The organism is Xanthomonas sp. SHU 199 (assembly GCF_000364665.1).
Classification (GTDB): domain Bacteria; phylum Pseudomonadota; class Gammaproteobacteria; order Xanthomonadales; family Xanthomonadaceae; genus Xanthomonas_A; species Xanthomonas_A sontii.
Genome location: NZ_AQOI01000041.1, coordinates 1 through 11,839 on the forward strand (window position 1 = coordinate 1; position 11,839 = coordinate 11,839).

Annotated in this window: 8 protein-coding genes; 2 read left to right on the top strand and 6 right to left on the bottom strand. The window is 68.8% G+C overall.

The genetic code is table 11. The annotated features are described in order from the left end of the window. The coding region (locus tag D183_RS0102330; protein WP_017907564.1) for a DEAD/DEAH box helicase at nucleotides 1-2,900 on the bottom strand (2,900 nt) is incomplete at its 3' end. 556 nt (nucleotides 2,901-3,456) lie between these two features. On the opposite strand from D183_RS0102330, the gene D183_RS0102335 reads away from it, so the two are divergent. Both D183_RS0102335 and D183_RS0102340 read left to right on the top strand, forming a co-directional pair. Further along, the gene (locus D183_RS0102335; RefSeq protein WP_017907565.1) at nucleotides 3,457-3,777 is read left to right on the top strand and encodes a DUF3175 domain-containing protein; all 321 of its coding nucleotides are present in this window, start codon (nucleotides 3,457-3,459) and stop codon (nucleotides 3,775-3,777) included. Nucleotides 3,778-3,885: 108 nt separating this feature from the next. Further along, the gene (locus D183_RS0102340) at nucleotides 3,886-5,232 is read left to right on the top strand and encodes a sensor domain-containing phosphodiesterase (RefSeq protein WP_017907566.1); all 1,347 of its coding nucleotides are present in this window, start codon (nucleotides 3,886-3,888) and stop codon (nucleotides 5,230-5,232) included. Nucleotides 5,233-5,594: 362 nt separating this feature from the next. On the opposite strand, the gene pnp is transcribed toward D183_RS0102340, so the two are convergent. The 5 genes from pnp to infB all read right to left on the bottom strand — a co-directional run. Then, the gene (gene pnp, locus D183_RS0102345) at nucleotides 5,595-7,703 is read right to left on the bottom strand and encodes a polyribonucleotide nucleotidyltransferase (RefSeq protein WP_017907567.1); all 2,109 of its coding nucleotides are present in this window, start codon (nucleotides 7,701-7,703) and stop codon (nucleotides 5,595-5,597) included. Between the two features lie 164 nt (nucleotides 7,704-7,867). Then, entirely contained in the window at nucleotides 7,868-8,128 is a 261-nt protein-coding gene (gene rpsO, locus D183_RS0102350) for a 30S ribosomal protein S15 (protein WP_003467392.1), read from the bottom strand. Between the two features lie 203 nt (nucleotides 8,129-8,331). Beyond that, nucleotides 8,332-9,258: a tRNA pseudouridine(55) synthase TruB gene (gene truB / locus D183_RS0102355; RefSeq protein WP_017907568.1), complete on the bottom strand. Its 927-nt coding sequence runs from the start codon at nucleotides 9,256-9,258 to the stop codon at nucleotides 8,332-8,334. Nucleotides 9,259-9,459: 201 nt separating this feature from the next. Further along, entirely contained in the window at nucleotides 9,460-9,879 is a 420-nt protein-coding gene (rbfA, locus tag D183_RS0102360) for a 30S ribosome-binding factor RbfA (RefSeq protein ID WP_026144116.1), read from the bottom strand. 113 nt (nucleotides 9,880-9,992) lie between these two features. Then, the coding region (infB, locus tag D183_RS0102365) for a translation initiation factor IF-2 (protein WP_017907570.1) at nucleotides 9,993-11,839 on the bottom strand (1,847 nt) is incomplete at its 5' end.

Here is an 11,839-nt window from a genome sequence, read left to right on the forward strand (position 1 = left end):
GGCCGCGCGCTGGCCTGCGGGTACAGCGGCGCCACCGCCGCCTGCGCTTCGGCCGTCACCCACAACGCCGCCGCGGCGCCGTCGACGCCGTGCAGGCAGGTGGCGCGCGCGTCGGCAGCCAGTTCATCCAACCACTGCCGCCACTGCGGCTGCGCGGCGGCCTCGTCCACGCTCACCACCCCGAGCGTGAGCAGCGCCTCGTGCATCTCGTCGCGGCTGCGCGGCTGCGGCCAGGCCTCCTCGCGCACCGCAGCGATCGCCTGCGGGTCCAACTGGCCGAGATCGTCGGCGCTGTGCGGATCCTGGTAGCGGCGACTGTGCACCGCCTGGGTACGCCGCTCTTCCAGCGGCGCGTCGTCGAGAAAGGCATAGGGCCGCGCGTCGAGCGCCTCGGCCGCCAGCGGCGAGGGCGCGGTCAGCTCGCGCGCCAGCACGCGCATCTCGCCGGCCTCGATGCCGCGCAGCAGTTGCAGCCAGCCGTCGCTGTCCATCGCCTCGTCCAGGCAGTCGCGCAGGGTCTGCGCCACCAGCGGGTGCTCGGGAATCTCGCGCTCGCCGACCAGGTTCTCCGCGCAGGCCACCTGGTCGGGAAACACCGTGGCCAGCAGATCCTCGGACTTCATCCGCTGCAGTTGCGGCGCGACCTTGCGCCCGCCGGTGAAGCGCGGCAGCGCCAGCGCGTTGGTGGCGTTCCAGCGCCAGCGCACGCCGAACAGCGGCGCGTCCAGCAGCGCCTGTACCAGCACGTCCAGCGCCGACGCGGCGCGCAGATAGCGCGCCACCTCGTCCAGGGCGAAGCTGTGCCGGGTCGACAGCGACAGCACGATCGCGTCCTCGGTCGCGGCCGCCTGCAACTCGAAATTGAAGGTGCGGCAGAAGCGCTTGCGCAGGGCCAGGCCCCAGGCGCGGTTGATGCGGCTGCCGTAGACGCTGTGGATCACCAGCTGGGTGCCGCCGGTGGCATCGAAGAAGCGTTCCAGCACGATGCATTGCTGGGTCGGCAAGACGCCCAGCGCCGCATGCGCGCGGCCCAGATAATCGACGATCTGCTGCGCGGCGGCGGCGTCCAGTGCCAGCGGGCCGCACAGCCACTGCAGCGCCTGCGCCGCGCCGCCCTGCTCCAGCGCCTGCGCGACTTCGGCCCGCAGCCGCGACACGCCCAGCGACAACGCATCGCTGCGCCCGGGCGCCTCGCCGATCCAGAACGGGATGTTGGGCGGTGCGCCGCGCGCGTCCTCCACCCGTACCCGCCCCGCTTCCACGCGCAGGATGCGGTAGCTGGCGTTGCCGAGCTGGAACACGTCGCCGCCCAGGCTCTCCACCGCGAAATCCTCGTTGACCGTGCCGATGGTCTGCGCCTGCGGCTCCAGCACCACGCTGTAGTCGCCGGTCTCGGGAATGGTGCCGCCGGAGGTGAGCGCCGCCATCCGCGCACCTCGGCGCTGGCGCACGCGGCGATGCACCGCATCGCGATGCAGGTAGCCGGCGCGCGGCCCCAGCCGCGTGCTGAAGCCTTCGCTGAGCATGCGCAGCACCGCGTCGAACTGCGCGCGCGGCAACGCCGCATACGGCCAGGCGCCACGCACCAGCGCGTACAGCGCGTCTTCCTCCCACTCCTGGCAGGCCACCTCGGCGACGAGCTGCTGGGCGAGCACGTCCAGCGGCGCATCGAGCATGCGCAGCGCATCCAGTTCGCCGCGGCGCACGCAATCCAGCAAGGCCGCGCACTCGACCAGGTCGTCGCGCGACTGCGGAAACAAGCGCGCCTTCGGCGTGCCGCCCACCGCGTGCCCGGAGCGGCCGGCGCGCTGCAGGAACGCGGCGATCGAACGCGGCGAGCCCAGCTGGCAGACCAGGTCGACGTCGCCGATGTCCAGGCCCAGTTCCAGCGAGGCGGTGGCCACCAGCACCTGCAGCTCGCCGGCCTTGAGCCGGCGCTCGGCGAGCAGCCGGGTCTCGCGCGCCAGGCTGCCGTGATGCGCCGCCACCGCCTGCGTGCCGAGCAGTTCGCCCAGGTGCCGCGCGGTGCGCTCGGCCATGCGCCGGGTGTTGACGAACACCAGAGTGGTGCGGTGCGCGCGCACCAACTCGGCCAGGCGCGTATACGCCTGCTGCCACTGGTCGGCGGACATGGTCACGCTGAGCGGCGTCGGCGGCACCTCCAGCGCCAGGTCGCGGGCACGCGCATAGCCGATGTCGACGATGGCGCAGTCGGCAACGCCGTCGTGCACCGCGGCGCTGCCGACCAGGAAACGTGCGACCGCCTCGATCGGCTTCTGCGTCGCCGACAGGCCGATGCGCAGCGGCGGCGCCTCGCACAGCTGCTGCAGGCGCTGCAGCGACAACGCCAGATGGCTGCCGCGCTTGTTCGCCGCCAGCGCATGGATCTCGTCGACGATCACCGTGCGCACGTGGCGCAGCGTCTCGCGCCCGGACACCGAGCCGAGCAGCACGTACAGCGACTCCGGCGTGGTCACCAGCACATGCGGCGGGCGCCGCCGCGCCTGCGCGCGCTCGCGCTGTGGGGTGTCGCCGGTGCGTACCGCGGTGCGAATGGACACATCCGGCAAACCCAGCGCCGCCAGTTCGGCGCGAATGCCCTGCAGCGGCGCCTCGAGATTGAGCTGGATGTCGTTTGAAAGCGCTTTCAGTGGCGACACGTACAACACCTGGGTACGGTCCTGCAGGCCGCCTTCACGCAGGCCTTCGCGGACCAGCGCATCCAGCGCAGCCAAAAATGCCGTCAGGGTCTTGCCCGAGCCGGTCGGCGCGGCGACCAGCGTATGCCGTCCGGCCTGGATCGCCGGCCACGCCGCCGCCTGCGCCGGCGTGGGCGCCGCGAAACGTTGCTCGAACCAGCGTGCTACGGCGGGATGGAAGCGCGCCTGCGCCAACGACATGCGATCTCCTGGTGTCAGCGTCGCAACCAACCTGGGGCGCGCCGACGATGCCGACTGTGCGGATTGTCCAGCTGGATGGCTTGCGCCATTTTCTCGGCAATGAAAATGGTGACGTTATCCAGGCAATCAAGCGCAACCTCGCGCGAGCCCTGTTTTTAGGGGTTTTTCCATTAAGCGTTCATCGAACGACATAATGTCTACCACTCGCTCCGCGTAGCGCGGTTATGTTGTCGACGGCGTCACGTATCCCGGCCTAGCGTTTGCGCATCACGCACAAGCTTCGCCTCTGGGAACGGAATGCAGCACGGCAACATCAGCGAACAACGGCATCGCCCATCACGCGCGCGGGACGCTCCACGACCCGCACACGCGATCGCGGCGGCGCGCGTTCGCGCCGCGTCCGCCTCCGTCTCCCTTCGACGTCGAACTGCCGTCGCCTCGCGGCGCGCGGCAGCGATGGCGGCGGCATCCGCCATCGGGTCCTGCACTGTGGGACTGCGCATGCGTTGTACCTCTCCACCGCCATCGCCATCGCCATCGCCAAGGAGCATCACCAATGGCACAGAGCAGCCCGTCACTCTCCAGCACCGACCTCAACCAGCGCCGCGGCAGCGACGCGCAACAGTCGCTCGGCGTCGCGCCGAACGTGTTCGAAGGCAACGATCCGGCCGCGATCGCACGCGCGCTCAAGCAGTCGGCCGACCTGCACGCACGCCGCCGCACCGGTCCGTATCGCTCGGCCATGTCGATGCTGACCTTCTACATCAATCGCGCCGGCGACCAGTTGCCGGCGCAGCGCCGCCAGATCCTGGAGCAAGCCAAGGACGAGTTGCGCAGCCTGTACGGCAAGCCGCGCAAGGGTGGCGCTGGCGATTGAGCACGCGCACGCGCGCAGCGTGATGGAGCGATCAGTTCAACACGCTGTCTGGGCGAAGCGCGCGCCGCGCGATTGCCGTCCTCCGACGCACTGCCACATGATGCAGACATGGCCAAGGCATCCGACATTTCGGACCTCATCCAGCACGCCGCCGCCGCGACCCAGGACGACGCGGCGCTGCTGTCGCGCATCATCCTGGCGCAGGGCGAAATCGCCGCGGCCGGCGGCGATCCGCTGCAGGTGGTCGACGTGGTCACCCGCCGCGCGCAGGAGCTGACCCGCTCCAATGGCGCCGTGGTGGAGATGTGCGACGGCAAGGACATGCTGTACTGGTCGGCCAGCGGCGTCGCCGAGCGTCACCTCGGCCTGCGCCTGCCCAGCAACGGCAGCCTGTCGGGGCTGTGCATGCGGACCGGCGAGGTCTTGCGCTGCGACGATTCGGAAGTCGATCCGCGCGTGGACCGCGCGGCCTGCCGGCGCATCGGTTTGCGCTCGATGCTGGTGGTGCCGCTGCGCTACGGCGACCGCAGCATCGGCGTGCTCAAGGTCCTCGCGCCGCAACCCAACGCCTACAGCGCACAGGACGTGCGCACGCTGGAATTGCTGGCGACCCTGGTCGGCGCGACGCTGGCGCTGGCGATGGACCGCGCCGCACTGCAGACCGACATCGCGCGCCGCCAGGACATGGAGAAACACGCATTTCGCGAGAAGGCGGCGATCGCCACCCGCATCCGCGAAACCATCGCCGAGACGCGCCTGCAGATCGTGACCCAGCCAGTGCTGGCGCTGGCATCGCAACGCATCGTCGGGGTGGAGGCACTGTCGCGCTTTCCGGCCAATCCGGCGCTGCCGCCACTGCGCTGGTTCGACGATGCCAGCCGGGTCGGACTGGGACTGGAACTGGAGCTGGCCGCCGCGCGCAAGGCGCTGGAGGTGCTTGCGCAGTTGCCGGCGCCGCTGTATCTGGCGATCAACGTGTCCGCACCGACGCTGCTGCATCCGCAGTTGCAGGCGCTGCTGCACGGCCACGACCTGTCGCGGATCGTGCTGGAAATCACCGAGCAATTGCAGGCGCCGGATTACCCACGCCTTTCCGAGCACATCGGCCTGCTGCAGCGGCAGGGCCTGCGCATCGCCCTGGACGACGCCGGTACCGGCTTCGCCAGCCTGCGCCATCTGCTGCACCTGGCGCCGGACATCATCAAGCTGGACCTGACCCTGACCCGCGGCATCGACGCCGAACCGCGCCGGCAGCGGCTGGCGATGGCCATCCTCTCCTTCGCCGCGGAAACCAATGCCGACGTGGTCGTCGAAGGCATCGAGACCGAGAGCGAACTGGCGACACTGCAGGCGCTGGGCGCGCGCTACGGCCAGGGCTACCAGCTAGCCCACCCCGGACCGCTATCGGCGCATCTGGCGCGCTATCCGGCGATCGAAGACGACAGCAGCGGCTGAGAACGCCCACCGCAGGCGCGGCGCTGGTCCCCAGTTCGGGATCACCCCCCAGGCATTCCCAAGATCGCCATGCCGGCCTGGTCGCGGCTGAAGCCACTCCTGCGAAAGCGTGCGCTACGGACGCGCGCCCCCCCACCCTCGCCGACCCTGGGCCGCTGTCAGCGCATCTGCAGATGCTCTCCAGCGATCGCTAGCAGCCTCGGCCAAGTCGCGGGCCAAATGCTCCGTCATCCTGTGCAGGAGCGGCGCCAGCCGCGACAGGACGTCACCGTTGACGCCGCGTCGCGGCTGCGCAAACGCCAGGCAAGAAAAAAGCGGGCCGAAGCCCGCTTTTTCCTGGAACGACGCTGGCAGCGTGCGGCTTATTCGGCCGACGCGCCCTCGCCTTCTTCCACGGCCTTCATCGACAGGCGGATGCGGCCCTGCTTGTCGACTTCCAGCACCTTGACCTTGACCACGTCGCCTTCCTTCAGCTTGTCGCCGACCTTCTCCACGCGCTCGCTGGAGATCTGCGAGACGTGCACCAGGCCGTCCTTGCCCGGCAGGATGGTCACGAACGCGCCGAAGTCCATGATCTTGGCGACCTTGCCTTCGTAGATGCGGCCCGGCTCGACGTCCGAGGTGATCTGCTCGATGCGCGACTTGGCCGCCTGCGCGGCGATCGCATTGACCGAGGCGATGACGATGGTGCCGTCGTCCTGGATGTCGATCTGGGTGCCGGTTTCCTTGGTGATCGCCTGGATGGTCGAACCGCCCTTGCCGATCACTTCGCGGATCTTGTCCGGGTGGATCTTGATCGTCAGCAGGCGCGGCGCGTAGTCGCTCAGCTCCGCACGCGGGGTGGTCAGCGCGCTGGCCATCTCGCCGAGGATGTGCAGGCGGCCGGCCTTGGCCTGCGCCAGGGCCTGCTTCATGATCTCTTCGGTGATGCCTTCGATCTTGATGTCCATCTGCAGCGCGGACACGCCGTCGGCGGTACCGGCGACCTTGAAGTCCATGTCGCCCAGGTGATCTTCATCGCCCAGGATGTCCGACAGCACCACGAAGTCGTTGCCTTCCTTCACCAGGCCCATGGCGATACCGGCCACCGGCGCCTTCACCGGCACGCCGGCGTCCATCAGCGCCAGCGACGAACCGCAGACCGAAGCCATCGACGAGGAACCGTTGGATTCGGTGATTTCCGAGACCACGCGGATGGTGTACGGGAATTCTTCCATGGTCGGCATCACCGCCAGCACGCCGCGCTTGGCGAGGCGGCCGTGGCCGATCTCGCGACGCTTGGGCGCGCCGAAGCGGCCGCACTCGCCCACCGAGTAGGGGGGGAAGTTGTAATGGAACAGGAAGTTTTCCTTGTACTCGCCGGAGACCGCGTCGATCACCTGGCCATCGCGGGCGGTGCCCAGCGTGGTGACCACGATCGCCTGGGTCTCGCCGCGGGTGAACAGCGCCGAGCCGTGGGTACGCGGCAGCACGCCGGCCTGCACGCTGATCGGACGCACGGTGTCCAGCGCACGGCCGTCGATGCGCACCTTGGTGCTCAGCACCGAACCGCGCATGGTCTGGTATTCCAGCTCGCCGAATTCCTTGGCCAGGTCGGCAGCGACCCAGTTCTCGGCGGTGGCGCGCGGCGCCAGCTGCGCCAGCACGTCCTTCTTGATCGCGGCGATGGCGTCGCGGCGCTGCAGCTTGTCGCGCACCTGGAACGCGGCGGCCAGCTGCTCGCCGACGGCTTCCTTCAGCGCGGCGATCATGGCCTCGTTCTTGGACGGGGCGACCCAGTCGGACGGCTTGGTGCCGGCTTCGACGGTCAGCTCGTTGATCGCGTTGATGACCTTCTGCATCTCGCGGTGGCCGAAGGTGACCGCGCCCAGCATCACTTCTTCCGACAGCAGCGCGGCTTCGGACTCGACCATCAGCACCGCGTTGGCGGTACCGGCGACGACCAGCTCCAGCTGCGACTCCTTCAGATCCGACACGGTCGGGTTGAGGATGTATTCGCCGTTCTTGTAGCCGACCTTGGCGGCGCCGATCGGGCCCTTGAACGGGGTGCCGGCCAGCGACAGGGCGGCCGAGGCGCCGATCAGCGCGGCGATGTCGCCGTCGATGTCCGGGTTCATCGACATCACCGTGGCGATGATCTGCACTTCGTTCTTGTAATCCTCCGGGAACAGCGGACGGATCGGACGGTCGATCAGACGCGAAATCAGCGTCTCCTTCTCGGTCGCACGGCCCTCGCGCTTGAAGAAGCCGCCGGGGATGCGGCCGCCGGCGTAGAACTTCTCCTGATAGTCGACCGTCAGCGGGAAGAAGTCCTGACCTTCGCGCGCGCTCTTGGCGGCGACGGCGGTGACCAGCAGTACGGTGTCGTCCATCTTGACGATGACGGCACCGCCGGCCTGGCGGGCGATCTCGCCGGTTTCGAGGGTGACGGTGTGCTTGCCGTACTGGAAGGTTTTGGTGATTTTTGCCACGGGGTTTCCTTGGATGATGCTGTCTGCAAATGGACCGCTGACGGCCCATGCCGCTGGCGGGTGGCCGGGAGGATCCGGCCGGTGGCGCGGAACGATCCCCGGGCCACGGTACTACCCAAAACAAAACCGCGGCGCATCGCTGCGCCGCGGTGGGGTTCGTTGACTCAGCGACGCAGGCCGAGCTTCTCGATCAGCGCCTTGTAGCGCTCGCCATCCTTCTTCTTCAGATAGTCGAGCAGGCTACGGCGGCGGTTGACCATCTGCAGCAGGCCGCGGCGGCTGTGGTGATCCTTCTTGTGGGTCTTGAAGTGGCCGGTCAGCAGTTCGATGCGGGCGGTCAGCAGGGCGACCTGGACTTCCGGCGAACCGGTGTCGGCAGCGCCGCGCTTGTTTTCTTCGATGACTTTCTGGGTGTCGATGGACATGGGATTTTTCTCTGAGATGCGGGGCCGGCAGGAACGTGCAGAGGACGCACCGCCTGGCTCGCCGATTGCGAAGGATTGCGCCGGAGCGCAGCGTGCCGGAAAGGCCGCGAAATTGTACCGGCCTCGGCCCGGAGGAACAAGGCGTTAAGACCGCGTCATGACTGAACGACAGTCAGGTAACACCCGGCGCGACCGCTGCGCGGTCACGGATTGAACATGCGCTGCGGCGCCAGCAGCCCGCTCGCATCGACCTGGCCCAGGCCCAGCGGGATGCCGTCGGCGTCGAACACCGCGGCCAGGCCGGGCGCCCAGGATGGATCGCGCAGGCGCTGGCCCATGCGGAAGCGCTGCGCCGCAGCATGTTCCAGGCGCAGCGGCGGGAAATCGGCCAGACCCGCGGCCAACGGCAGCACCAGCGCCTCCAGGGCCGCCGGATCCTGCGCGGCCAGGTGTTGCAGGTGCTCCAGGGTGACCATCTGCGGTGTCCGGAACGGCTCCACCCACAGCCGCCGCAACGCGGCGATATGCGCGCCGCAACCCAGCGCCTCGCCCAGGTCGCGGGCCAGGCTGCGGATATAGGTGCCGGACCCGCAGGCCACATGCAGGCGCAGGCGGTCGCCGGCATGCGCGAGCACGTCAATCGCATGCACCTCGACCTCGCGCTCCGGCGCTTCGATCGCCTCGCCGCGGCGCGCCTTGACGTACAGCGGTTCGCCGCCCTGTTTGAGCGCGGAATAGATCGGCGCACGCTGGCGGATGCGCCCGCGCAACGGCGCCAGCGCCGCCTCCAGGGTCGCTGCGTCCAGCGGCGGCACCGGCAGGGTGCGCAGCACCGCGCCCTCGGCATCGTCGCTGTCGGTGGTGACGCCGAGCACGACTTCCGCTTCGTAGGCCTTGGCCGAGCCGAGCAGCAGCCCGGCCAGCTTGGTCGCCTCGCCGAAGCACAGCGGCAGCAGGCCGGTGGCGAGCGGATCCAGGCTGCCGGTGTGACCGCCCTTCTCCGCACGGAACAGCCGCCGCGCCGCCTGCAGCGCCGCGTTGGAACTCATGCCGATCGGCTTGTCGAGCAGCACGATGCCGTCGAGGCGACGGAAGACGATACGAGGCAGGCGCGGGCCGAAGACGGGCATGGGGGGTTGGGCGGGGATTCGGGATTGGGGATTCGGGATTGGCGGATCTGACCCCGGCATGGCGCGGGCGAACGGCACGCATGGAACAGCGTGACGCCAGACGGATGAAAGAGCGCCGCGATCGCGACTGCGAAACGGGCGCTCGCGTTGGGCGCCCGCACTCGAACACTGGACGCCGACGCCACGGCGTCGGCAGCGGACTCAGCCCTTGCGCGGCGCCGTGTCGGCGTCGTCGGCGGCAGGGCCGCCGTCGTCCTGCGCCTGCTCCTGCTGCAATTCCGGCATGTCGCGCAGCAGATTGTCGATGCGCTCGCCGCGATCGACCGAATCGTCGTAGTGGAAATGCAGTTCGGGCACGTGGCGCAGCTTCATCGCCCGCGCCAGCTCGCTGCGCAGTTGCGGCGCCAGCTCCTTCAGGCCCTTGACCGCCTCGGCCGAGCGCTCCTGCATCAGCGCGGTGACGAACACCTTGGCATGGGCAAGATCGCGGGTGACTTCGACGTCGGACACACTGACCGACGGCAGACCGTGATCGCGCACGGCCGCATGCACGATCGTGCCGAGGTCGCGCCGGATCTGCGCGGACACACGATCGGTACGGTGAAAGGATTTGGTGGGCATGACTGAAGCTCTCTCTTTTGCAAAGACCGGATCGGGGAGAGATTCGCAAAAGCGACACACACGTAGCGCACCGCTTTTACGAATCCCCAATCCCGATTCCCGAATCCCAGCTCTTACAGCGTACGCTGCACTTCGATGCGCTCGAAGCACTCGATCTGGTCGCCGGCCTTGACGTCGTTGTAGGCCTTCACGCCGATACCGCACTCGGTGCCGTTGCGCACTTCGTCGACGTTCTCCTTGAAGCGACGCAGCGATTCCAGCTCGCCCTCGAACACCACGGTGTTGTCGCGCAGCACGCGGATCGGCTTGTTGCGCTTGACCACGCCCTCCACGACCATGCAGCCGGCGACGGCGCCGAACTTGGAGCTGCGGAACACGTCGCGCACCTGGGCGATACCGATGATCTCTTCGCGGATCTCCACGCCCAGCAGGCCGGACGCCACCTGCTTCACCTGGTCGATCACGTCGTAGATGATCGAGAAGTACCGCAGGTCGATGCCGTTGGTCTCGATGATGCGCCGCGCCGAGGCGTCGGCACGCACGTTGAAGCCGATCACCGTGGCCTTGGAGGCCAGCGCCGAATTCGCGTCGGACTCGGTGATGCCGCCCACGCCGGAGTGGATCACGTTGATGCGGATCTGCTCGTTGGACAGCGCGGTCAGCGACTGCTTCAGCGCTTCCACCGAACCCTGCACGTCGGCCTTGATCACCAGGTTCAGCGACAGCTGGCCTTCGCCCTTGCCGAGCTGCGACATGATGTCTTCCATGCGGCTGCCCGCCGAGGACACCAGGCGCGACTCGCGGCGCTTGGTCTCGCGCTGCTGCGCCACGTCCTTGGCCAGGCGCTCGTCGTCGACGACCACGAAGTCGTCGCCGGCATCCGGCACGCCGGACAGGCCCAGCACCTGCACCGGAATCGACGGGCCGGCCGATTCCGGCTGCTTGCCAGTCTCGTCGAACAGCGCACGCACGCGGCCGTACTGGATGCCGCACACCAGGTAGTCGCCCTTCTTCAGCGCGCCCTGCTGCACCAGCACCGTCGCCACCGGGCCGCGGCCCTTGTCCAGCGAGGACTCGATCACCACGCCGCTGGCGCGGCCTTCGGCCACCGCCCGCAGTTCCAGCACTTCGGCCTGCAGCGAGATCGCGTCCAGCAGCACGTCGATGCCCTGGCCGGTCTTGGCCGAGAGTTCGACGAACTGGGTGTCGCCACCGAATTCTTCGGCGACCACGTCCTGCGCCAGCAGCTCGTTCTTGACCCGCAGCGGATCGGCGCCGGACTTGTCGATCTTGTTGACCGCCACGATCAGCGGCACGCCGGCCGCCTTCGCATGCTTGACCGCCTCGACCGTCTGCGGCATCACGCCGTCGTCGGCCGCGACCACCAGCACCACGATGTCGGTGAGCTTGGCGCCGCGCGCGCGCATCGAGGTGAACGCGGCATGGCCCGGGGTGTCCAGGAAGCTGATGACGCCACGGTCGGTCTCGACGTGGTACGCGCCGATGTGCTGGGTGATGCCGCCGGCTTCGCCGGAGGCGACCTTGGTGCGGCGGATGTAATCCAGCAGCGAGGTCTTGCCGTGGTCGACGTGGCCCATGATGGTGACCACCGGCGGCCGCGGCAGCTTCTCGCCCTGCGCGTCCTCGGTGTGCGCCAGCAGCGCGTCCTCGGCGTCGGCACTGCCGGCGCGGGTCGGCTTGTGGCCGAGTTCCTCGGTGACCAGCGCGGCGGTGTCGTGGTCGATGGTCTGGGTGATGGTGGCCATCACGCCCATCTTGAACAGCGCCTTCACCACGTCACCGCCCTTCAGCGCGAGCTTCTGCGCCAGGTCGGCCACGGTGATGGTGTCGCCGATCGCCACTTCGCGCACCACCGGTGCGGTCGGACGCTCGAAGCCGTGCGCGCCGCCGCCGCTGCGCGACGGTTCGGCCTGGCGACGACCGCCGCTGTGGCTGGCGG

Excerpts from the sequence above, each read along its gene's own strand:
- truB (WP_017907568.1), bottom strand. The coding sequence starts at position 9,258 with ATGCCCGTCTTCGGCCCGCGCCTGCCTCGTATCGTCTTCCGTCGCCTC.
- D183_RS0102335 (WP_017907565.1), top strand. The coding sequence starts at position 3,457 with ATGGCACAGAGCAGCCCGTCACTCTCCAGCACCGACCTCAACCAGCGC.
- D183_RS0102340 (WP_017907566.1), top strand. The coding sequence starts at position 3,886 with ATGGCCAAGGCATCCGACATTTCGGACCTCATCCAGCACGCCGCCGCC.
- rpsO (WP_003467392.1), bottom strand. The coding sequence starts at position 8,128 with ATGTCCATCGACACCCAGAAAGTCATCGAAGAAAACAAGCGCGGCGCT.
- rbfA (WP_026144116.1), bottom strand. The coding sequence starts at position 9,879 with ATGCCCACCAAATCCTTTCACCGTACCGATCGTGTGTCCGCGCAGATC.